The following is a 23,150-nucleotide window of genomic DNA, read 5'->3' on the forward strand; positions in this document are numbered from 1 at the left end:
ACGATTGAGTTAAAACCATCTGCATCATCTGAATACATATCCAAGGCCGATAAACACAGTACTGGTATATTCTTTGTCTACCAGAGGGCTGTGGGTCATACCTGAATGTAGCCAGGTTACGCTGGTGCGGATCAACCACTGCCATTGCTGATTGATTTTTTTGTTAGCGCTAAGAGCCAAACTAGGTTGCCAGCCCGCTGAAGCGTCATAGTAAAGCTCTCTAAGTACATTATCTTGCTGATCAATGCCGTAGTAATAATCCACTAACTTGCTACTTTTCCAAATTAAGGTTGATGCTAAGCTGACTTGCCACTCGTTTAATGACCAATAATGCTCATAGCCAATATCTAATTGATGGCCATGATGAACGTTAGTCGCATCTGTTTTAGCCGTAATGCGCCACTGTGAGTGGGCGCTGCGTTTATGCCAACGCACACCTGCATCTATTGCCCATTTTCTGCTTTTGACCTCGTCGATTGAGACTCTTCGATCATCGAAAGGAGATGCATTCGAAGGCCCAATGGCATTACTGAGAAAATTGCCAGACGAGCCAAGTACATTGCTGGGATGCCAAAAGGTGAAAAATGCTTTTTCTGTGTTCACGCTGAAAAAAGTGTCCAACGCAGATGTAGGGGCTTGCATCCATTGATAACCGATTTCAGCGTTATCGAGATAAAGATTATCTCCGTAATAGGCAATATCAGGAATGATCACCAAAGGGATAGCGTCGCCACCAACGAGTGGATTGGTCTTCGCACCAGCGCCTAAGGCAATGCCCACGCGCCATTTCTCAATTTCAATGCACTGAGACGGGTTGCAGTCTGCGTAGGCGTGCTTAACGAGGGTGAAAAAGCACAGCAAAATAGATATAACGCCTAGTTTTTTTATGCTGCTTGTACCCATTTGCGACACCTGCACTTCGAAATGACCTTGGTTATAAGACGATTGATAAACATGAATAAAAACTGCGTACTTTTCTATTAATGCATCCTATCAAACCCGCGGGTAAAGCTCACCACAGGGTTACAATTATTCACAAATCCTCGCAATTATGATCGAGACACTCAATGCAGTGTCATTAGGATAATAGCCTACACGTTAAGCCTGTATTAACACGGGCAAAATTGACTCATAACATCAAGGAAACACACCATGTTAGGTACTGGTTTACGCGGCTTATTCATTTTGATTCTCACTTGGCAACTCAGCGCATGTGGGGGTTCTGACGATAAAGAAGACAGCAAAAAATATGATAAGCCCTACCTGCAGTTTTATAACGGCTCTGGGGGAAGTGGTTCTGTTTTCCTCAGTGTTGATGAGGGCAGTAGTGCAGGCTCTGCCGTATACGGCGATGCGACTAGCGTACTCACACTTGATGGTAATGACGTTGATTTGACCTTCACTGAAAAAGACAACGATGGCGTTACGCATACACTGGAAGAATTATCTGTAAAAGTAGCTACGGGTCATAAAATGCTGGTGGTGCTCAGCGGACAAGACAGCGCAACCACGTTCAATACTTATGAAATTGAACGTACAGAACTGGATAAACGTTTTCGCTTATTTGCCACATCAGTACTGACAAGCGATCAAGACTATGATGTGTACTTAGGTGAGAGTGGCAGCTCTTTTGCGAATGCTCATTTGCTGGCGACTGTATCAGCAAACCATCTTGAGCAATTTGACTCATGGCAAACCGAAGATACGAGTTCGTTTAGTCAGGGAGAATACCAGGTGTATTTGACCTTGCCCGGTGAAGCTACCCCTGTGTTCGAAAGCTCGGCGATTGCCTTTAACTATGCCACTGAATACACAATGATCATTCGTGCTAGCTCTGGCGCTATCAAAAATAATCTTGAGGTGGACTTAGTCATCAATTCCTCTTCCGTGAACAAATACACGTCAACTGATGAGGCGGCGCAATATCGCATTTACAATAGTCTTGAAGAAAGAGACGTGATTGTAGATGTAAATGGTGGCCAGGATAACCAGCAACAGGTGACTGTGCCTGCCAACGCTATAAGTGATTTTCGTGCTATTGTTTTCGGTGATTATCAATTGTCAGGCAAGGTCAGTGACGATGACAATCTTGCGTTCTCAAATCGCTTGCTAACCTTGAGCCAAGGCAGAAGTAATGCAATCGTGATATACCAAGATGAGGAGCAAAACTTAGTCTCGCTTAACTTTGAAGAAAGTAACTTGCCACAAAGTGTCGAACACGACATTCAGGTAGTTAATGTGAATCCAGATTATGATGACCTTGATATCTTTTTCGTACGCCAAAATGAAACCATTAGTACGGCGAAGTACCGCACCCAAAATTTAGCGTTTGAGCACTCAGCACGCTTAACCATAAAAAGTGGTCAGTATGAAATTGTGATGGTGCACAACGATGAGAACAACAGCCCGTTGTTACTCGCTCGAAGTGAAATGCTGGAGATTGATCAAGACGTTAATTACATTGTTAGCCTGCAAGCATCAGCATTATCACCCAGCGGCTATAAAATCGTGTTACTGCACTAATGCGTAAGCGTGGGTGAGGCATTAGCGCTATTTGCTAGTGAAGCTAGGCCTTCTGATAGTGGTGGCAGAGTTACAAGAGCGACAATAACGCTCGATATAAGCATTCTGATAGCGTGCGGCTAATGCATTGCGAATTTATTCGCCGCTATCCGGTCTATTTAAAATAAGCAGAGATGAAATACTGTTTTTGGCCCCGATGTTATAGTCAATGCATGTTACTTTTAAGGACTCATATTAGAGAAAGCGCTCTCATAAGTCGTTCTTATTAATAGCCGTTATAAGTAGCGCTAAAAGGTATTAGATAATGTTCAGGCAGTATTCAGCGCGTTTGCAGTACGCTTTGATTAAATGCGATATGTTACAAGGCTCAAGCGCATCTTAAATTCGCACTAAAAGAGGTGGATGAATATGAAAAATTTAGCTGTCGTTCTGTTAACGGGCGTAACGTTAATGTTATCTGGGCAGGCCTACAGTCAGGCCAAAGTGGACGTGACATGGGAGAAGCCAGAGAAGTACACCGATGTGCGCCCGTCAAATGAGTCACGTACGCGTTTTAAAGAGCGCACGTTTAAACAATTAGATGAATATATTGTAGAACTAGCTGAAACTTTGCCTGAAGGGCAAACGCTTAAGATGAACGTGACCAATCTAGACTTAGCAGGGCAGGTTTGGCCTGCTTCGTTTGTTGGTATGGGCAGCGGCGCTAATGACGTGCGCCTGATCAAAAGTATTGATATTCCGCGTATCGCCTTTAGCTTTGAGTTACTTGGGGCCGATGGCGCTGTCATTCAGCAAGGAGAGCAAAACTTGAAAGACATGTCTTTTCAAAACCGCCACAATCCGTTTTTTGCGTCTGAGAATCTAAGGTACGAGAAAAACATGATACGAATGTGGTTCGACGAGCAATTTCCGCAGGAAGTGGCAAAAAAGAATACTCACTAATTTAGAACGTCGCATTATTTGCGACGTTTTTTTGCGCATTACTATGAGGTGATAATATCCGAATAATGTACCATTCGGTCACGGCCACTTTGTTTGGCTGAGTAGAGTGCATGATCCGCTAAACGTTGAACATAGTCTGCATCTTTCGGATCTTGCTGTTGGCAGGTTGATGCACCGATACTGATGGTCAAATGGTCTTCCTTGGGACTGTATTTATGCTCAAGGTTAGCATCGCGCACTGCTTCAAGTAACGCTGTGGCAACACGTATCGCCCCATCTTTATCAGTGTTGGGTAAAATAAATACGAATTCCTCACCACCGTACCTAGCGGCAAAGTCGCCACTGCGCTGGGCGAAGCCTTCGAGCAGCTGTGCAATCGCTACCAGGGCTGTGTCGCCAGAGGCGTGACCATAATTGTCATTGTAAAGTTTGAAATAATCCACATCAATCATGAGTAACGACAGAGACCATTTTTCGCGATTTGCTAGTTTTAGTTCATGCTCTAATCGCTCATCTAACGCTCTGCGATTGGGAATGCCAGTTAATCCATCTAGCAATGATAGTTCTTGTAGGGCCAGTTTTTGCTGCTCAATGGTAGTGGCGAAATAGTCGATGGTATCGGCAATGTCAGATATTTCATCATTGCCTGAGATATGCGTAGTATTGCTCAAGCCATTGGCCCGGTCTTGAACCACCATATTGAGCTGAACTAGTCGTCTTACCACGCGGTTTTGAATAAAGAAAATAATCACTAACAGTAAAATGAGTGCGCCAATGACGTACAACCCCACATTGTCTATTTGTTCTTTGATTCGGGTAGAAGTTCTGCTGGTTTGGGTGATGAGAGAATCACTCAACTGATAAGACTTAAAGTTAAGTAAACGCGCATAATCGGTGATCAAACTATGCACAAAGTTACCACGCCCAGTCACCCGGCCTGATATACGCAACAGGTTGATTTGCAGTGGAAATATTCCTTGTTCATGGATTGCTACTTGGGTGAATTCATCGACAATTTTTATTAATCTGGGGCGTAAGGAAATGGGCAATTCGTCGGCGTTTTTATACAAGGTATCAGTGATAGTTTTAGCCGCAAATGATGACTGGCGGATAGCTTGTAACCGCGACATGTTTACTGCATTGCTTGATAGGGCAACAGCTTCGTACAATGCGGCTTGCCAATTCTGTAAAGCTTGAATATCCTGCTTTGACAATGATGGGGCGGTAGTGATTTTAACCACTTCATTATTGAGCGCATATAAGGCTTTTTGTTGCAAAGCCAGTTGCTTGGCAAGTTTGATCCTGTGTAGCGCGATGGTTTTTAATTCAAGAATTTCACTTTCAATCGCATTCAAATGAAAATCGAGGTACTGGGTCTCTCCGTGACGCTCAGCAACAGTTCGAATCTGTTCCATCTTATCATTGACTTGCCGCTCAGCAATACGCAGTGCCGCCTCAGAGTTGGCATAACTTAGGCCATCACTGATGGCTGAAAGGGCAGTAATATGGTTGTTTATTTGCTCTGAAAATACCACGTTGGGTAACGATTTATTCGCAAGGTTATCGAGGATTTCACGAAAATCACTTAGGCGTGAATGGGCCAATATAGTCACACTGATAAAGATAACGAACACGCTGACAAACGCTATTGCAAACACGCTGCTCAATGAGAGGCGCGCCTTTGATGTATTAAGCGCTTTGCTGGTTTCAGGGAGCTGTTTACTCATGGATATCTACCAGTCGCGCATCCAGTTTTGGACCTAGCTCTTTGTTATTTCTCATGCTTTCCATAAATACGTCAACCACCATTGGCGGCTCCATATACCCCAACGTAATTTGAGGGCATGCACTGAGTACTTGATAGCCATCCCCGCCTTGAGCCATGTAGTCTGTGGTGGCTAGTTTGTACGCTCGGGTTGGCACAATTGCTTTGCCATCAAGGGTGATAGATACGACCCGTTCCCCTGCTTTTTGACTTGAATCGTATTTAACCTCAATACCTGAAATCTGAGGGAAACGGCCGCGTACAGTTTCAATTTCACTTAAACCATTTTCAATCGCACCTCTTAACTGTAAACCTGTCACTGTTAATACAGCCAGTTTACTGCGAAATGGCAATTCTTCAGCTATTTCACGTCGTGTGAGTTGTTGTCCCTTGGTATATGATCGATTTCCGCGAATTATGCCACCGTTAAGCAGCGCCATATCGGCATTAGCAAATGATTTCAATGAGTCAGCCACAGCATTAGCAAAGGCATTTTCTTCGGTGCGCACACTGACCCTTTTGGTTTGAAAAGCTCGTGTAACGTTAGCTATGGGTTGATCAAGTAGGCGGTTTAAGCGAGACGTATAGCCTTTTACTTGCCCTGCTACTATGGGCTCTTTGGTAAATTCAGATAGGCTTTTGTCGACCCAGCTCATTTCGAGCTTAGGCTGCTTGCCTATATGCACTTTTAAGTTTATTTCAGCCAGATGATTTAGGTAATTCAACACAACGGCGTGAGGATGTTGAGGCAATACCTCATCGGGTAAGATCGTGGATTCAGGTGTTGTTGTTACCGAGATGTCGATAACCCGCTTGTTCAGTAGTTGATCGATAAAAGGAAAGCTGTAGGAATACATCAAGATGATAATATCAGCCCCTTTTTCTCGCAACGTTCTGGACGTTTCAGTGATGATTTGTTGTGGGTCGCGAATAACAATCTGTTTTAGTAGGTAGTCGGTGATTGCGCTGTCATCTAGCACAGAAATAACGCCGAGCTTTAACCCTTTTTGCTCGACTATGACGTAATCGAGTAATCCATCTACATTCGCTTTACTGCGTTTGTCATAAACATTACTGGATATAAGCGGAAAAGCCGCCTCGTAAGAGCGTAAGGACAATTCGTCTTCAAAATAGCTAAATTCACGCTTAGTAACAGACATTACGTCGGGCTCTAGGCTATTAAGAATATCAATTATGTGTGTTCCGCGGTCGAGGGATGAAAGCGGACTAGGCGCTAGACTGTTACCACCGAATAAAAAGAACGTGCTGGTATCTCTTCGATTGCGATACAGTTGCAGTGCGCTAGAGAGCTCAGGATAACCTCCGACATTTTTTAAGCCTACAACCGGCATGTCAGATGCGTAAATGATTGTCACATTCTCACTTTCAAGCTCGTCAGCTGTGACTTTAAAAGAAAAACAAGTCAGCATGCTGATGCAGAAAAGTACAAATTGTATCCGTTTGATGTTGCGGTCCTCTAGATCAAAAAAGCGTGTAACTAGCTGAAACGTATCAAACAAGTATTACATATTGACGTTATTCAATAATCAGCTTTTAGTCTAATTTGCACGAAATGATTTCGTTATTTTTTTTAAATCCTTTTTCTCAAACCGCTTTTCTCACACATTCAACCTGTGCTGTTTCTATAACCTGTGTAAGTTATGTGGTGTATGTATTGTTCGTAAATATATTGCTGGCAATAAGCTGCGCAGGCAAGTGCGCCTGCGCAAGAGTGACTACATTCTTACAAATTCTCGATAGTCTGTTTTTGCTCTTTTAACTTCTTCATTTGCATGGTGAAGTCATCAAGCTTGGCTTTTTCTTTATCAATAACCGCGGGCGGCGCATTGCTAACGAATTTTTCGTTACTCAATTTACCTTGAGTGCGGCCAAAGTCAGCTTCAATTTTTGCCAATGCACGGTTAATACGCGCTAATTCGGCGTCTTTGTCTATTAGGCCAGCCATAGGAATAAGAATTTCCATTTCACCCACCAAAGCAGTTGCACTTGCTGGGGCTTCTTCTTCTGGCTGCAACAATTCAACGCTTTCAAGTTTGGCTAGCGCACCTAAAAACTCACGGCTGCTTTGCAAACGTTGCCAATCTTGAGCACTGGCGTTACGTAGCAACACATTTAACGGTTTATTAGGCGAGATATCCATTTCGCCGCGAATATTGCGAATGCCTACGATCACGCTTTTGATCCACTCCATTTCTGCCAGTGTGTCTTCGTCGCGCAGCGCTTCGCTTTGTGCAGGGAAAGGTTGAGTCATGATGCTGTCAGCTTGAATGCCACATAGCGGCGCCAATCGCTGCCATATCTCTTCTGTGATAAACGACATAATCGGATGGGCTAAGCGCAAAATGCTTTCAAGTACGTTAACCAAGGTATGGCGGGTACCGCGTTTTTGTGCGTCAGTGCTCACTTCAGAGTTAAGTACCGGCTTTGATAGCTCTAAGTACCAATCACAGAATTGATTCCAAGTGAACTCGTACACCAAGTTTGCTGCAATATCGAAACGATAACCCGTTAAGGCATCTTCAAAGTCCTTCAAAGTTTGCTGGAAGCGCGCCAAAATCCACTTGTCCGCTAGGCTAAGCTCCATGTCGCCGCCATTTGCGCCAGTGTCTTGGTCTTCAGCGTTCATCATCACAAAGCGCGATGCGTTCCATAACTTGTTGCAGAAGTTGCGATAGCCTTCAACGCGTTTCACATCAAAGCTGATATCGCGGCTGGTGGACGCCATGGCAGCAAACGTAAAGCGCAATGCATCGGTGCCATAAGCAGCAAAGCCTTCTGGGTAGCTCTTGCGGGTGTTCTTTTCAATTTTGGCCGCAAGTTTTGGTTGCATCATGCCTGAGGTGCGCTTGGCGACTAAGTCATCAATGCTGATGCCATCAATCAAATCGATAGGGTCAATAACATTGCCTTTCGATTTAGACATTTTATCGCCTTGCTCATCACGGATAAGGCCGGTGATGTAAATCTCTTTGAACGGAATTTGCCCAGTGAATTTCTTGGTCATCATGATCATTCTGGCTACCCAGAAGAAGATAATGTCAAAACCGGTGACTAATACGGCGCTAGGTACAAAGGTATCAAGCTCAGGGGTTTTCTTTGGCCAGCCCATAGTAGCAAATGGCCATAGGGCAGAAGAGAACCACGTATCTAGCACGTCTTCGTCTTGGCGTAATGCAACGTTGGCATCAAGGGCGTTTTTTTCACGTACTTCGGCTTCGGTGCGGCCAACGTAGATTTTGCCATTTTCGTCATACCAAGCGGGAATGCGATGACCCCACCAAAGTTGACGAGAAATACACCAGTCTTGAATGTTGTTCATCCACTGGTAATAGGTTTTGTCCCAGTTTTCAGGAACGAATTTAATCTCACCACTTTTCACTGCGTCAATCGCTGGCTTGGCTAGCTCTTGAACGGCTACATACCACTGGTCAGTTAGGTAGGGTTCGATAACAGAGCCTGAGCGATCGCCTCGGGGCACTTTCAATTTGTGATCTTCGATTTTAACCAATACGCCAGCGGCGTCTAAATCAGCAACGATTTGTTTGCGCGCATCAAAACGGTCAAGACCGCGGTATTGCTCAGGTGCTTCGTCGTTAATTTTAGCGTCATCGGTGAGAATATTGATCATCTCAAGATCATGACGTTTACCCATATCGTAATCGTTAAAATCATGAGCTGGGGTGATTTTTACGCAGCCAGTACCAAAGTCCTGCTCAACGTAATCATCAGCAATGATCGGAATCAGACGCCCGGTAATCGGCAGTCTGATTTGCTTACCGATAAAGGCTTGATACCGTTCGTCATCAGGATGAACCGCAACAGCTGTGTCACCCAGCATGGTTTCTGGGCGCGTGGTGGCGACAATCAGCTCACCTGTGCCATCGGCTAATGGGTAGCGCATATGCCACATGAAGCCATTTTCTTCTTCGCTGAGTACTTCTAAATCAGATACTGCGGTATGTAATACCGGATCCCAGTTGACGAGGCGTTTACCACGGTAAATTAAGCCTTCTTCGTGTAAGCGCACAAAGACTTCATTCACCGCTTCAGATAAGTCGTCATCCATGGTGAATACTTCACGATCCCAATCGGGTGAAGTACCTAAGCGACGCATTTGCTGGGTAATGTTGCCACCAGACTCTTTCTTCCAGTCCCAGATTTTTTCAACGAACGCTTCACGGCCTAAGTCGTGACGGGTTTTACCTTGGGCGTTCAGCTGACGTTCCACCACCATTTGCGTAGCGATACCCGCGTGGTCGGTACCACATTGCCATAAGGTGTTGTCACCCTTCATACGGTGATAACGAGTTAGCGTATCCATGATGGTTTGTTGAAAACCATGGCCCATGTGTAAGCTGCCAGTCACGTTGGGGGGCGGTAGTAATATGCAGTAAGGTTGGCCTTCGCCGCTGGCTTTAAAATAGCCTTTATCTTCCCACGCTTGGTAGCATTGCTGTTCAATGTTTTGTGGGCTAAATGTTTTATCCATTGTGTTTGGTCTCGTTATTGCGATGACTAATGACCAGCGAGGGAGTTGAGTAACTCAGTGCTGGGTAACGTATCTAGTTGGTGGCCGGCGGCTCGATAATGCTTATAGCGCTCACGTGCTTGTTGCTTGAGGGCATCTGCGGCGGGCACGAAATCAAAAATTCGACTGAATTTGCTATGAAAATCAGGCATGTTGTCAGCCAAATTAATCAGTACCGGCTTGTTAAATTGGCTTGGGCGTTGCCAGCAAATCTCAACAGGGGTACCCGCTTGAGGCCCTTCGCCAGTGAGGTTGTGGGGCACAAAACGATCGTTAGGCAGTTGCCATAATAGCTCGTCGAACTGTTCTGCTTGTGCTTGACTTTGGCACATCACCACACAGCGCTGTTTATTGCTAAAACACTGGGCCGCCAATTGACAAGCCAGCGCAAGGTGCGCTGGCTGTTGGCTGGTTGCTTCTGCTTCTTGTTCAAGCAGGTAAAACGTGACCTTTGACATCAGGTTTTCCGTTTATTAATTGCTGACTAATCTTCTGACTCAATGCCTGCTCGGTTCATTAAGAACTGAGATAGCATAGGTACAGGGCGACCAGTAGAGCCTTTTTCTTTACCGCCAACCCAAGCTGTACCAGCGATGTCCATGTGCGCCCAGTTATATTTACGGGTAAAGCGAGATAAGAAACACGCTGCGGTGATTGAGCCTGCCGGGCGACCACCTAGGTTGGTCATGTCAGCGAATGGGCTTTCCAATTGATCTTGGTATTCATCCCACAGCGGCATGCGCCATGCTTTGTCGCCACTTTGCTCTGACGCATTTACTAACTCATGGGCAAGAGGGTTATGGTTACTGAATACACCCGTTGCGTGGTGACCAAGAGCGATAACGCAGGCACCGGTTAAGGTGGCTACATCGATAACCAATTCTGGGTCGAAGCGTTCAACGTAAGTCAATGCATCGCACAATACCAAACGGCCTTCGGCATCAGTATTTAGCACTTCAACGGTCTGACCTGACATGGTAGTTAAAATGTCACCAGGGCGATAGGCGTTGGCATCCGGCATGTTTTCACAGCCAGCTAATATGCCCACAACATTAATAGGCAAATTAAGTGCGCTGATGGTATGCATGGCACCCAATACGCCCGCTGCGCCGCCCATGTCGTATTTCATTTCATCCATGGCTTCGCCAGGCTTAATGGAAATACCGCCTGAGTCGAAGGTTAAGCCTTTACCGACCAGTACGATAGGCGCTTGATCAGCAGGTCCGCCTTTATGCTCCATTATGGTCATAATGGATTCATTCACAGAGCCACGACCTACCGCAAGGTAAGAATGCATGCCTAGGGCATCCATTTGCTTTTCGTTAACAGAGTCAACGTGCAAATTTTCGTACTCAGCTTCAAGGGCTTTGGCTTGTTCGAAAAGGTACATAGGGTTACAGATGTTGGGTGGCATGTTGGCTACGTCACGCGTAGTTTTGCTGCCTAGTGATACGGCTAAGCCGTGCTCCACTGCGCGCTCACCAATCGTTAACTCGCGGCGCGTTGGCACATTGAATACCATTTTACGCAGTGGTCTGCGAGGTTCACCTTTTTTGGTTTTCAATTGCAAGAAGGTATACAAGGAGTCTTGGGTAGCTTCTACCGCTTGGCGCACGCGCCAGTATGTATCTCGGCCTTTTACATGTAGTTCTGATAAGAAACAGACGGCTTCCATTGAACCCGTTTCATTTAAGGTTTTAATGGTTTTTGAGATGATTTGCTTGTACTGGCGCTCGTCTAGCTCGCGCTCTTTACCACAACCGACCAACAATACGCGCTCGCTCAGTACATTTGGTACATGGTGTAGCAATAGCATTTGACCCGGTTTACCTTCTAAGTCACCGCGGCGTAATAGGTTGCTTAGATAGCCACCACTGATTTCGTCTAATTGTTCGGCCACTGAGGTTAAGCGGCGTGGTTCAAATACACCGACCACGATACAGGCACTACGTTGTTTTTCTGGGCTTCCACTTTTTACACTAAATTCCACGGGGCATCCTCGTCACGAAACTGTTAATCTGTCATTACATACTGGTTGTAACACTGAGCTTTTTAATTTTGTTATTATGATGTTGTGCAAAGCGCTACGGCGTTATCTTTATAAACAGCGTTTCATTGCAATTGCAAGAAGAGCTCAAGCCAGACATAATCTGTAAATTACGTGCGGGCAAGCGCTTTAAAATGGCACACATTGCAAATGAAACGTGTGAAAACGTTAAGTTTACTTAAAATTTTGTAGCTTGCCACTAAAATTACCACTTTTGTGTTGGATATTGCGTGCTGATATTTCGTTATTTAGTCAAAGAAACTGTCAAATCCCAAACTGCCGTTTTTCTGGTTTTGATGGCCATTTTTATTACCAATAAATTTGTTAGAGTGCTTTCTGAAGCCTCTAATGGTGACATTCCTGCTAGCTTGGTCCTGGGTTTTTTGGCCTTGAGTATGCCTGTATTGGCCTCGCTTATTTTACCTCTGAGCTTATTTTTAGGGATCATGCTTGCTCATGGTCGCTTGTACGTAGACAGCGAAATGACTGTGATGCGGGCGTGTGGCATCAGCGAATGGTACGTGACTCGCGTTATGCTTGTGCTAGCTGTGATCATGGCGTTGATAACAGGTGCCATGACATTATGGATTGCGCCCCTGTCAGTAGAGCGAGAATATCAACTTGAAGAACAAGCGGGGGCAGATACCGGTTTAACCACGTTAATTCCTGGGCGTTTTCAACAAACGGCCAATGAAAAAGCAGTTATTTTTGTGCATGAAATCGGTAACGACAGTGAACCGCTCAAACGCGTGTTTATGGCACAACACGACACCACCACCGACAGCCAAAATGTGCACTTAGTTTACGCCAAACAAGGCGGCTTGCGTGAACTGCCTGACGGGTCTGAAACGTTAGTGTTAGGCGATGGTATTCAGTACGAAGGTACACTCGGTGAAAAGGACTACCGCGTGGTCGAATTTGGCGAGTATCAAATTCAAATTGCTGAGCAAGAAGCAGAGCAAAAGCGCCGCAAATTATCAGCCTATACCACAATGCAATTGTTTGAAGACTCATCCATTGATGCAATAGCCGAATTGCAATGGCGTTTTGCTATTCCATTATCCTTATTCTTCTTGGTAATTATTGCTGTGCCCTTAAGCGCAGCTGACCCACGACAGGGGCGCTTCGGTAAAATGTTCCCTGCGCTTATGCTGTATCTTGGCTACTTTTTGTTGTTGCTTGCCGGGCGTAAAGTGCTCGAAGACGGCAAAATACCGCCTATGCTTGGCTTGTGGTGGGTACATGCTGTGATTGGCATTATCGGTATGACATTGATATTTAAAGGGCGGCCTGTGGGCGTGCGAATAAGAGCACGTTTGCGAGGGGGCAAAGCATGATTAAAATCCTCGACTGGTACATCGCTCGCACGTTATTAAGCACCACAGCCATGAGCTTAGGCGTACTCGTTGGCTTAAGCGCACTCATTAAATTTATTGAGCAAATGAAAAGCGTGGGCCGGGGTAGTTATGACATGACGGTGGCAGCCGTATACGTATTTTTAAGTTTGCCCCGTGAGCTTGAGCAGTTTTTCCCTATGGCGACCTTGATTGGTGGCTTAATTGGCATGGGTATTCTCGCCAGTAATAGTGAATTGGTGGTGATGCAATCTGCCGGGCAAAGCCGCTGGAACATTATTATATCAGCCATGAAATCCGCTATTTTAATGGTGTTGTTTGTGATGGTCATTGGCGAGTGGGTTGCACCAGTTAGTGAAACCAAAGCCAAAGAAATTCGAACCCAAGCGATATCGGGCGGCAGTTTGTTCTCATCTGACAGATTAGTGTGGGCCAAAGACGGTGATAACTTCGTGAGTATCGGCGAAGTAGTCGATAAAGATACTCTGCGGGACGTGAGTATTTACGAGTTCGATAACGAATTGTATTTGCGCCAAATTACCACTGCAGAAAGCGCAACGTATCAAGATAAATCATGGGAGTTGAGCCATGTTCAATCTACGGAGTTTTCTGATAACCGCATCCAAGTACAAGACGCTGCCGATGGCGCTTGGGAATCATCGTTAACGCCTGACAAGCTAGGTGTAGTGACCATTAAACCGGAAGCTTTGTCGATCCGCGGCCTGATTGATTATGTGAATTACCTAGAGAATAACAGCCAAAATTCGGAGCGTTATCGTTTGGCGCTGTGGCGCAAAGTATTGCAACCAGTGTCCGTTGGCGTGATGTTGTTAATGGCTTTATCGTTTATTTTTGGCCCACTGCGCAGTGTTACTATGGGCGCGCGAGTGATCATGGGCGTGCTGACAGGGTTCGGCTTTTTTGTCAGTAATGAAGTGTTTGGCTCGTTAAGTACGGTTTACCATATACCGCCGTTTATAGGTGCTATTTTACCGAGTGTTGTTTTTACTGGGATTTCCATACATCTGCTGCGCCGTTAAAGGCGCTTTCAGTCAGTATCACTAACCAGCTAATTCAGATTACGCCAACTGCGATGGTGGTTGGCTTCTTTCGTTAAGCAAATCACTTCGGTACCCGCAATGCGATCTTGCAGCGATTGCTTATGCTTATAATCCAATAATACCAACAAGGTACCTAAACCCAAGAATGACGTCACCATACGTACAAATGCGCGGGTATAAGTTAAAGGGTTGTCACTGGTACTTACAATACGTAAGCGCCACGCGCGCATACCGATTGTTTGGCCGCCGTTGCGCCAAAACCACAAAAAGAACGCGATAACCCAAGTGCCAACCCAACCTTGTAATACGTATTGATAAATAGATGCATGTTGAATTAAGTCGCTGAAATGCTCATAACCCTGGTTATTCAGCACGTTATTTTCAACTAGCAACAACATAGCCACCAACATCACCATGGCGGCGCACATCCCAACAGCAACAGCGACTAAAATATCGTAAATAATCGCGGCTAAGCGACGAAAAAAACCAGCGCGGTAATAATGCTCAGAAGTCAAAAGGGCGTTCTCTCAGGTGAAGCGAAATTCAGCATACAAAAGTGTAAGCGTTTAATGGCGATATTTTCATGCTAACAGTTTCGCATAGTTAGTGAGGGTTAGGGTAGGGACGATAGCAAAAATGGTAAAGTTGACGATAAGTTGAGCAATTAAAACAGCAACGCAAAAAATCACTTGCGCGCGTGATGTAAATCGCTATAATGCGGCGCTCTTAAAGGTTGCACGCAACCTGAAAGCACCTTTGCCAGTGTGATGGAATTGGTAGACATGACGGATTCAAAATCCGTTGCTGAATAAGCGTGGCGGTTCGAGTCCGCCCACTGGTACCAAACATTTAAACCAACTTTTTAGTTGGTTTTTTTGTGCCTGAAATTCACAAAGTCACCACGCATGCGCGTCGGCCGAAGGTCGGTCCCATCGAGCCCGCACTGGTACCATCTCTTTCTACCAATGAAAGAGATAGCAATAAACCGACTTATGTCGGTTTTTTTGTGACTGGGATTTGGGTTCTTGGATGTATTGAGTACAGAGTTAACACGCCCCTGATGAAACTCCCCCAGCCCAGACATCCATGTCTGGTCGTTCAGCAGGGCGCTGCTGCGCAGCTAAAAATCCCGCTTCACCCACTGGTACCAAACATTCAAACGAACTTTTTAGTTGGTTTTTTTGTATCTGAGGTTTGGGTTCAGTGTTAACACGTCCCTGATGAAATTCCCCCAGCCCAGACATCCATGTCTGGTCGTTCATCGGGGCGCTGCTGCGCAGCTAAAAAATCCCTCTTCACCCCTGATGATCGGCACCCAGCCCAGACATCCATGTCTGGTCGTTCAGCAGGGCGCTGCTGCGCAGCTAAAAATCCCCCTTCACCCTTGAGTTGGTTGAAGGCCTACTTAAAGGTGAAGCGTTTTCGCTGTGTCGAGTTGTTTTTTTACCTAGATGTTCTACTCTGTATTCTATCCACTAACCCAGAATGAAGGTTTAGTTAGTAAATGCTTGGTGTGATTTTTCAACCTGTTTTAGATCAGTTTTAACGCTATAGGTCATAGTCATTCAAAAATATACGTTGCGCATGGGTAGTAATAAACCAATTACACATTCGTTTTTTATATGCAAGAGGACTATGATGAGCATGGTTTCACTATTTTTTTCACTAAAGTTATACCCTATCGCAGCAATACTTATATTGATTTCACTTCCAATAATTGGACAAGTTGAAGTCGTAGTAGAAATTCCTTCACCAGACTCGCTCCACACTAAAGATGCCGCAGAAGCTCTGTCTTCTTTTGGCCCACCCGATGATGGCGGTGATGGATTCTCCGGTGCATTTGAAGTAAAAGATTATGGCTATAATATTTTCGAAAATATCAACGATACCCCGGAATTAGCGTCACTTACCACTGGGTTGTTTGGCGATAAGATAAGTATGTTCACAGGTGATATTCGATTTGAGCAAGTCGATATCTCTTTACCTGGAAACTCGGCAATTCCTGTAGCTATAACTAGGACACTTTCAAATCCAGATTCTTGGTTTAAAGAGTCGCTTGAGTTTGAAAATTGGAGCTTAGCAATACCACATGTCCGCTCCACTTATATAACGGATAGAAGCGGTAATTATAAAACGGCCTATTGGCCTAAAGGAAAAGCGTGTACTAGCCCACTTAACGCTAATCCGTCTTTTTCTACAAGTACAGGTGGCACTTCGTACTATATTCATTCTAATGGGTATTGGAATGGAGATTCCATATATATTCCTGGAAAAGGGACGGTGAAGTTAACTACCAAATCTGGGGATTCTTCACACAAGCGATACAACAACCTGAACTGGAAAGTAGACTGCGTAACAAACACAGGTACTGGTCACGAAGGGTTTAAAGTAATAACGAAGGATGGATTAACTTATTATTTCACTCAGAAAAAAATAGTACGTTCAATCAAAGACTTAAATCTTCAGCCTCAAGTTCACCAATGTAGAAGCAATTGCCCATTGCCAACGTTAGCTCCTCTAGGAGACGCGCCAAGACTATCTCGATATCCGCAATATCATTATTTTATGCTGGCTACCAAAATACAAGACCGCTTTGGGAATTGGGTTAAGTATGCATATGATTCTAAGGGGCTTGTAACTCGGATATATGCAAATGACGGCCGAAATATCACAATTAGTAGCAGGAACGGTCGAATTGAGAGCATTACTGCAAATGGCAGACAATGGAGATATCGCTACGATGACTATCGGTTAAGTACGTTAAAAGAGGTAGAGCGTCCAGATGGAAAGCGTTGGAGATTTGCTCATGATAAGTCGTCGTCGAACACTTTTTGGTGGCACGTTAATATTGCAAAACATAGTCAAATACCCACGAGAGGGATAGATTGCATAGAAGGAGGTGCTAGGGACTTCGTTGATATTACTCACCCCGAAGGGGCACGAGGAAGTTTCGTCGTCGATGAGGTTTGTCACGGACAATCTAATATTCCCAAACTAAGAAAAGTTGATCCATCTAGAAGTGGGGTTGACAGTTTCTGGTTTCCTAAAGCATATGCCACTTTTGCACTGAGAGATAAATCTATAATACTGACGTCAGGCGAGCAATATAAGTGGAATTATACATACTCAAGTAACGAAGGCTTATTTAGAGGTGAGACGATTAGAGCGAGACATCGCCTTAGTTTTGGTGTCAGCGGAGTGGAAACAGCCCATCTATCTTCTACAACATTGGAGCATCATGATGGCTCCAAAGAAATACACTATTTTGACAGAAAGCATGGTTCGAGTCAGGGCAATTTGCGCTATGTTGAAACCTATAGTAGCTCCGGCAGTTTACTGCAGCGTAAGTCTATGACGTATGCAAATGGTGCATTCCACGGCACTGCTAAAATGTACCTCAATGTTACAGGATCACAAGATCCTTTTTCAGCTAACGATATTAAAAATGGCTATTCGGCTGAGCAGATTCAGAGGTTAACAAAAAGCATAATCACACAAATATCAAGCTTCAATGACAGTGATAATTATGTAACTCAATTTTCGAGTTTTGATAGTTATGACTTACCTAGTCTTAAATACGAATACAATTCGACTGGAAGTCAAAAGCGGTATACTAAAACGAACTATTTCCACGATACACGGCACTGGCTGTTGGGGTTACACGCTAAAACAGCAATTTCTGCGAATGGCTCGAACTACAAAACGACTAGTCAGACGTCTTATCACAGTTCATCGGGTAGCTATAAATCTCTACCTAACTATTACTATTCTTATGGGCGCTGGCATACACGAAATACCAGTTACCATACTTCGGGAGTGAACGCAGGGTTACCAAACCAAATTCACTATAACGGCACGAACCGCTGGGTGGCATTGTCTAACTATAAGCGAGGAGTAGCTCAAACAATTAGGACTCCCTCAAGCCTTAGCACGTCTAGTCAGTATGCATATAAGCAGGTCGATGCCAACGGTTGGGTGACTAAACACACAGATTTTATCGGGAACTGCGTTAATTATCGTTATGATTCAATTGGACGCCTTACTTTAATCGATCCGTGTAATAGTAAGTGGCTTAGTACCTCTATTAGTTATAACACCACAGCGAATAGTGAGGGATACACCCACGTCAGGCGCGGCATGTTAAAAAGGACGATAAAAAGGGGAAATTATAGCTACCTGACTTTTTATGATAATTTACTTCGGCCTAGAATGACCAAAGAGTCGGACACTTCTAGAGAGAGTGAAACTAAACGTTTCACCCGAACGAATTATGATTCATTTAATCGGCCTACATATCAGAGCAAACCATATAGCCTCAACGCCACTCCTTATGGTGTATCTATTAGATATGATGCACTTGGACGAGCTCTAAAAGAAGAGGACAATACGACCGCTGGTGCCATAACTTACAGTTACCTTTCAAGTAATAGGGTCCAAGTAACTAACAACAGAGGTTACAAAACCACTAGCAAACTTTTAGCTTATGGCACGCCTGAACTAAAGCGACTCCTTACTATTTCTTCTCCTCACGGAGTGAGCACAACTTTGGCGTACAACGTATACGGAAATGTTACGTCTATCAGACAAGGTGGAGTGACTGAATCTCGGGTTTATGATTCATATCAACAACTGTGTAAAACGATCCGCCCTGATATTGGCAACGTAGCTTTTTTCAAAAATGCGCTGGGCAAAACAGAATGGTCTTCACGCGGAAGCTCGATAAATAGTAGCACCAATAGCTGTGATTACTCCGTTAGCTCTTCAGACAAAACGACGGTTAGCTATGATAATTTAGGCAAGGTGAAACGAGTATCATACGGTGACGGCACACCTAGTAAGGTGTACGAGTACGATAAAAACAAAAGGCTTACGCGATTAAGTTTTGGCAATGCTACCCAAAATTACACTTATGATGACCTTGGAAATCTTTTGATAGAGCGCCTGCGTGTCGACAATATCGATTGGTCATTCAATTATCTTTACAACAGTACAGGAAATTTACATAGAACCACTTATCCATCCGGACGAAAGGTAGATTATCACCCTAATGCATTAGGTCAACCTAGATATGTTGGTGCTTTCGCCAACAGCGTTTTATTCCACCCAGACGGCCAGTACAAAAGTTATAAGCAGTCGAATGGGTGTGTGAATAGCAAATCTCTCCGCAGTAGTGGCTTACCCTATACTCAACGTACTCAGTGCGGAGGTACGAATGTGCTATACAACCAATACTCGTACGACGCGAATGGTAATCTAACCTTTTGGGACGATAAACAATCTAGTGTTTATGATTTACGATTTGGCTACGATCAACTAGATCGACTTGATAACATTCGAAAATCTAACAGCGCCCTCATAGGTGATATGAATTATGACTCAATGGGGAATATTACAAAGTTCGACTCTATCGTTGGGACAATCCACTATAGCTACAACAGTAAAAAGCAATTGCAATCTACCAGTGGTAGTCGAAATTATGATTTTAATTATGACCATAGAGGGGCGGTTACTGATAACGGCTTCCACCGATTTCACTACAATTTAGCTAGCCAAATGACTGAGGCGGGTGGCAATCAATATGTGTACGATGGGCATAATAAGCGGGTAAAGGCTAACGATAGTAATGGTATTCGATATTCTATGTATTCTATGCTGAATGGAAAGTTGGTGCAGGAAAACATCAACGGTGCTAATCGGGAATACTACTATTTAAACAGTCAATTAGTCGCTCAGACCGGCGCAGGGAGCCTAACATACATCCACGGTGATTTACTCGGAACGAGTGCTGCTAAGACTAATTCGGCGGGCAGTGTGACTAAGCGGATTAGATATGCCCCGTTTGGACTTCAGTGGGGGCACTCCAATGCAGAAACCGGAGAAAATGAAATTGGTTATACAGGGCACAAGCATGATACAGATATTGGCTTAACCTATATGCAGGCACGATACTATGATCCAGTTATCGGGCGGTTTTATTCGAATGATCCTATTGGATTCCGTGGTGTGCATAGCTTTAATCGCTATGCTTATGCCAACAATAACCCCTATAAATATACCGATCCTGATGGTCGAGATCCAAGTGAGGCATTTAAACCTTTAACTGATTTTTTTGAAAATACTGAGAAACAGGCTCGTCAATTACCTAATGCTCTAAAGGCAACATCTAAAGTTGTGGGTGACGGTTTGGTTGAAGGTGGTCGTATCGCAGGAGAGGCAACAGCGGAAAGTCTTGGGACAGCAAGCACTGTTACAGGATTAATACCAGGGGGCCAAGTCGCTTCGCTTGTTTTGGCAGGTGCAGATGCATTTTTAAATGACACTATGACAAGTACAACCTCTGCTACTGCATCCGCACTAACAGATACAGCGGCTACGGATATAACTAGTAACTCTGGTAAAGTAATGCCTACAAACAAAGTTAAAGCTGCAATATATGTTGTGTCCCAAGTTGTAGGAATTTTTGGTGGTTCGATTCAAGCTGATAATGAAGCTAAGAATATAGAGGTGGAAAAGGATGAAAAGTAGATTAAGTGGCATTAATATATTTTTATCGGCGTTATCTATATTGTGTTTTTGGTACATAAAATTTTCGTTTGAACGTGGGTTTATTGGGTTAAGAGGAAGTCGATTCGAGCAGGATGGTTCTCCCTTTTTGTTCTGGTCTGGCATCATTTTTGTTGCAGGTGTTGCATGTTATCTTCTTTATTTGATTTTTTTTGGAAAAGAAGATGTCGATGAAAAATAAAATGGACATACACAAAATTAATTAGTCAGACTTTCATGTTAATTTGAATCAAAAGCCTCGCACTCTCAGGGCTTTTGTTATTTTCCATCATTTCACATTCATAGATTAACCTATACTCTTAACTTACTGTGTTAACTATATTTTATTGATTGTTACTATGATTGGTCGTGTCGACAAATGTATATGCAGGCACGATACTATGCTCCAGTTATCGGGCGGTTTTATTCGAATGATCCTGTTGATGCTATTTCTCATCTAAGTAACGAAGAAGGCATTAGAGGGTTTAACCGATATTCGTATGCTGTTAACAATCCGTATAAGTATACAGATCCAAATGGGCAATGGATTTTGAATGCAATTGGGGCTGGTATCGGTGGGTATACTGCATATAAGGCTGCGACTAGTATTGAAGGGTCATCTAAGTTAGATGTAGGGTTGTCGGTTCTGGCTGGTGTGGGCATAGGTTTGTTTACGGGAGGGAAAGCTACAGGCACAATTACTGAGGCAGCAGTGAAAATTAGTAGTAAAGCGCCAGGTACATTAAAAGCAGCAGCTACGTTAGCTGAAGGTGGACTAACTGGTGCTATATCAGGTGGCGCATCTCAAATCGTTACTGAAGGCATCACAAGCTCTCCAACTGAAGGTACTGTTGATAGAGTCGCATCTGCTACAGTCGAAGGTTTTATTGCTGGTGTAGGTTCGTCAGTTCCTTTAAGTGCGGGGGTAGCAACAGTTACTTCGACCGCAACAGCTACTGCAATAAGTACGACAGCAGTAGAAATCAAAAATGAATTAAAATAAATGCTTTTATTTGACGAGAGTTTGTAAATGAATCGTAAACCAATTTTAAAAAAACTAGGCTCCGCCTTAAGTATTTTGTTTGGTTTTTTTTTGCTGATATATAAAGTTGTGTTAGCTGATATTGACGTGCCATCACCAGAATCTATATTGGAGATTAGAGGAAATATTGAATCTATTGTCGAGAAAACAGATGGAATATTAATAAAACTTGACGGTTTTGAAGATGTGTTTTTTCTATCTCATAGGACTGGTAACTTAAGACAAATATCAAGTTTATTGCATAATTTGAAAGAAAAAGAAGTTGTAATATCTGTGAAATCTAACGGTGATTATATTCCATATTCTTCCAATGATGTATTCCGTCTGGTTTTTGGAATAAGTTCGAGAGGGGAGACTATAATGTCCTACAGCGAGATAGTAAAAAATTGGAAAGTTACTAGCAGAAAAAAAGAAGTAGCTGCGGTTGCTTTTTTATTCATATTTTTCGGTTTATATTCAATTTGGAAATCAAGTAAAAGATTGTAATGAGATAGCCGCATTGAATCTCTCCTCGCTCACTCGAACAGAAGGTTAGCAAAAAACAATAATTGCCTTTTGAATCCAAAGCCTCGCCCTCGCGGGGCTTTTTCGTATTTAAAAGAATATATTAGGGAGGATGTTCCGATAATCTATCGTGATCAGCCATGTTGATTTCCTTTTTGTTATTTATGCATGATTGGTATTTTTAATCACTTTTCTTTTGGTAGTTCGATTGTGCCGTTTAGCTTTATTGCATTTGAGTTCGCCACAGGTTTAGCTGAACTTGGATTACTAATAACAACTTTAAATGGCAATATGTCACCGATTAAATATGAAATATTTCAAAAGAGAGTGTCCCGTTGGAGCTGTCCAGAACAGTCATGCAGATATATCAACCACTCAGATATATACTCATGTTACCAAGAAAGTATTAAACAAGGTCTACAATAACAGTCACCCATCAGCTTCAAGCGAACAAAGGATAATGGAGTGAAGATGAAAATACTTGAAGTGTACGTAAATTTGCGTACACTATGGTTTGTATTATGGGATTCAAAGATGTGAAAGGTCAGGTGCTAGCTTGTTTAGCATCTGGCAACATCCAACATGAGCAACGACAGGCGATTGATGTCAAAAACCTATTGGTGACGGGGCAAGTTTCTGAAGATGATGTCAGTAGTATTATTGCTAGAGCAAAGGGCAATGAATACGCGCTGAGCAAGCATCATGTTGTCTCAAAAATCGATGTACATATTTTAAAGACACGTTACCAAGGTCAAAGTTGGTACATCAAATGGTATTTTATTGAGCCTGATAGTGTATTTATCAGTGTTCATCACTAGG

Annotated in this window: 17 protein-coding genes and 1 tRNA gene; 10 read left to right on the top strand and 8 right to left on the bottom strand. The window is 43.7% G+C overall.

Annotation, left to right across the window (positions count from 1 at the left end; genetic code table 11):
• Positions 1-24: 24 nt before the first annotated feature.
• Positions 25-903, bottom strand: a complete 879-nt coding sequence (locus GMES_RS18035; RefSeq protein ID WP_006994208.1) for a MipA/OmpV family protein — start codon at positions 901-903, stop codon at positions 25-27.
• Positions 904-1,152: 249 nt separating this feature from the next.
• Here GMES_RS18035 and GMES_RS18040 point away from each other — a divergent pair, with 249 nt between their 5' ends.
• Together GMES_RS18040 and GMES_RS18045 are read left to right on the top strand one after the other, a co-directional pair.
• Positions 1,153-2,523: a hypothetical protein gene (locus GMES_RS18040; protein WP_006994209.1), complete on the top strand. Its 1,371-nt coding sequence runs from the start codon at positions 1,153-1,155 to the stop codon at positions 2,521-2,523.
• A gap of 408 nt (positions 2,524-2,931) precedes the next feature.
• Complete coding sequence (locus tag GMES_RS18045) at positions 2,932-3,465, top strand: DUF3016 domain-containing protein (protein WP_006994211.1); 534 nt, start codon at positions 2,932-2,934, stop codon at positions 3,463-3,465.
• Positions 3,466-3,506: 41 nt separating this feature from the next.
• On the opposite strand, the gene GMES_RS18050 is transcribed toward GMES_RS18045, so the two are convergent.
• From GMES_RS18050 to pepA, 5 genes are all read right to left on the bottom strand, one after another.
• Positions 3,507-5,192: a GGDEF domain-containing protein gene (locus tag GMES_RS18050; RefSeq protein WP_006994212.1), complete on the bottom strand. Its 1,686-nt coding sequence runs from the start codon at positions 5,190-5,192 to the stop codon at positions 3,507-3,509.
• The gene (locus GMES_RS18055) at positions 5,185-6,606 is read right to left on the bottom strand and encodes a bifunctional metallophosphatase/5'-nucleotidase (protein ID WP_226990336.1); all 1,422 of its coding nucleotides are present in this window, start codon (positions 6,604-6,606) and stop codon (positions 5,185-5,187) included. The genes GMES_RS18050 and GMES_RS18055 overlap by 8 nt, the downstream gene beginning before the upstream one ends.
• A gap of 368 nt (positions 6,607-6,974) precedes the next feature.
• Entirely contained in the window at positions 6,975-9,740 is a 2,766-nt protein-coding gene (locus GMES_RS18060) for a valine--tRNA ligase (protein ID WP_006994214.1), read from the bottom strand.
• 26 nt (positions 9,741-9,766) lie between these two features.
• Entirely contained in the window at positions 9,767-10,237 is a 471-nt protein-coding gene (locus GMES_RS18065; RefSeq protein ID WP_006994215.1) for a DNA polymerase III subunit chi, read from the bottom strand.
• Between the two features lie 26 nt (positions 10,238-10,263).
• Positions 10,264-11,769 (bottom strand): leucyl aminopeptidase, encoded by a 1,506-nt coding sequence (gene pepA, locus GMES_RS18070; protein WP_006994216.1) that lies wholly within the window; start codon positions 11,767-11,769, stop codon positions 10,264-10,266.
• 287 nt (positions 11,770-12,056) lie between these two features.
• Between pepA and lptF the strand changes: the two genes are divergently transcribed.
• Both lptF and lptG read left to right on the top strand, forming a co-directional pair.
• The gene (lptF, locus tag GMES_RS18075) at positions 12,057-13,163 is read left to right on the top strand and encodes an LPS export ABC transporter permease LptF (protein ID WP_006994218.1); all 1,107 of its coding nucleotides are present in this window, start codon (positions 12,057-12,059) and stop codon (positions 13,161-13,163) included.
• Positions 13,160-14,221, top strand: coding sequence for an LPS export ABC transporter permease LptG (lptG, locus tag GMES_RS18080; RefSeq protein ID WP_006994219.1), 1,062 nt, complete (start codon positions 13,160-13,162; stop codon positions 14,219-14,221). Before lptF ends, lptG begins: the two co-directional genes overlap by 4 nt.
• A 29-nt stretch (positions 14,222-14,250) precedes the next feature.
• Here the strand turns inward: lptG and GMES_RS18085 are convergent, their stop codons facing one another.
• Positions 14,251-14,757, bottom strand: coding sequence for an RDD family protein (locus tag GMES_RS18085; protein WP_006994220.1), 507 nt, complete (start codon positions 14,755-14,757; stop codon positions 14,251-14,253).
• 243 nt (positions 14,758-15,000) lie between these two features.
• On the opposite strand from GMES_RS18085, the gene GMES_RS18090 reads away from it, so the two are divergent.
• A tRNA-Leu gene (locus tag GMES_RS18090) sits at positions 15,001-15,086 on the top strand.
• A gap of 202 nt (positions 15,087-15,288) precedes the next feature.
• Here the strand turns inward: GMES_RS18090 and GMES_RS18095 are convergent.
• Positions 15,289-15,504 carry a hypothetical protein gene (locus tag GMES_RS18095; protein ID WP_039987768.1) on the bottom strand — a complete coding sequence of 72 codons (216 nt, stop codon included), beginning with the start codon at positions 15,502-15,504 and terminating at the stop codon, positions 15,289-15,291.
• A 373-nt stretch (positions 15,505-15,877) separates the two neighbouring features.
• Here GMES_RS18095 and GMES_RS18100 point away from each other — a divergent pair, with 373 nt between their 5' ends.
• The 5 genes from GMES_RS18100 (at position 15,878) to GMES_RS18120 (ending at position 23,149) form a co-directional block, all read left to right on the top strand.
• Positions 15,878-20,767, top strand: coding sequence for an RHS repeat domain-containing protein (locus GMES_RS18100; protein ID WP_226990337.1), 4,890 nt, complete (start codon positions 15,878-15,880; stop codon positions 20,765-20,767).
• Positions 20,757-20,987 (top strand): hypothetical protein, encoded by a 231-nt coding sequence (locus GMES_RS18105; RefSeq protein ID WP_006994223.1) that lies wholly within the window; start codon positions 20,757-20,759, stop codon positions 20,985-20,987. The genes GMES_RS18100 and GMES_RS18105 overlap by 11 nt, the downstream gene beginning before the upstream one ends.
• 177 nt (positions 20,988-21,164) lie before the next feature.
• Positions 21,165-21,788, top strand: coding sequence for an RHS repeat-associated core domain-containing protein (locus tag GMES_RS18110; protein ID WP_006994224.1), 624 nt, complete (start codon positions 21,165-21,167; stop codon positions 21,786-21,788).
• A gap of 27 nt (positions 21,789-21,815) precedes the next feature.
• A complete protein-coding gene (locus GMES_RS18115) occupies positions 21,816-22,313 on the top strand; it encodes a hypothetical protein (RefSeq protein ID WP_039987769.1) in 498 nt (165 codons plus the stop codon).
• Between the two features lie 539 nt (positions 22,314-22,852).
• A complete protein-coding gene (locus tag GMES_RS18120) occupies positions 22,853-23,149 on the top strand; it encodes a hypothetical protein (RefSeq protein ID WP_006994226.1) in 297 nt (98 codons plus the stop codon).
• The last annotated feature ends 1 nt before the right edge of the window (position 23,150 follow it).

Source organism: Paraglaciecola mesophila KMM 241, assembly GCF_000315015.1.
Taxonomy (GTDB): domain Bacteria; phylum Pseudomonadota; class Gammaproteobacteria; order Enterobacterales; family Alteromonadaceae; genus Paraglaciecola; species Paraglaciecola mesophila.

Bases quoted from the DNA above. Each gene is read 5' to 3' on its own strand.
- GMES_RS18035 (WP_006994208.1), bottom strand. From the start codon at position 903: ATGGGTACAAGCAGCATAAAAAAACTAGGCGTTATATCTATTTTGCTG.
- GMES_RS18040 (WP_006994209.1), top strand. From the start codon at position 1,153: ATGTTAGGTACTGGTTTACGCGGCTTATTCATTTTGATTCTCACTTGG.
- GMES_RS18045 (WP_006994211.1), top strand. From the start codon at position 2,932: ATGAAAAATTTAGCTGTCGTTCTGTTAACGGGCGTAACGTTAATGTTA.
- GMES_RS18050 (WP_006994212.1), bottom strand. From the start codon at position 5,192: ATGAGTAAACAGCTCCCTGAAACCAGCAAAGCGCTTAATACATCAAAG.
- GMES_RS18060 (WP_006994214.1), bottom strand. From the start codon at position 9,740: ATGGATAAAACATTTAGCCCACAAAACATTGAACAGCAATGCTACCAA.
- GMES_RS18065 (WP_006994215.1), bottom strand. From the start codon at position 10,237: ATGTCAAAGGTCACGTTTTACCTGCTTGAACAAGAAGCAGAAGCAACC.
- lptG (WP_006994219.1), top strand. From the start codon at position 13,160: ATGATTAAAATCCTCGACTGGTACATCGCTCGCACGTTATTAAGCACC.
- GMES_RS18095 (WP_039987768.1), bottom strand. From the start codon at position 15,504: ATGAACGACCAGACATGGATGTCTGGGCTGGGGGAATTTCATCAGGGA.
- GMES_RS18100 (WP_226990337.1), top strand. From the start codon at position 15,878: ATGATGAGCATGGTTTCACTATTTTTTTCACTAAAGTTATACCCTATC.
- GMES_RS18105 (WP_006994223.1), top strand. From the start codon at position 20,757: ATGAAAAGTAGATTAAGTGGCATTAATATATTTTTATCGGCGTTATCT.
- GMES_RS18110 (WP_006994224.1), top strand. From the start codon at position 21,165: ATGTATATGCAGGCACGATACTATGCTCCAGTTATCGGGCGGTTTTAT.
- GMES_RS18115 (WP_039987769.1), top strand. From the start codon at position 21,816: ATGAATCGTAAACCAATTTTAAAAAAACTAGGCTCCGCCTTAAGTATT.
- GMES_RS18120 (WP_006994226.1), top strand. From the start codon at position 22,853: ATGGGATTCAAAGATGTGAAAGGTCAGGTGCTAGCTTGTTTAGCATCT.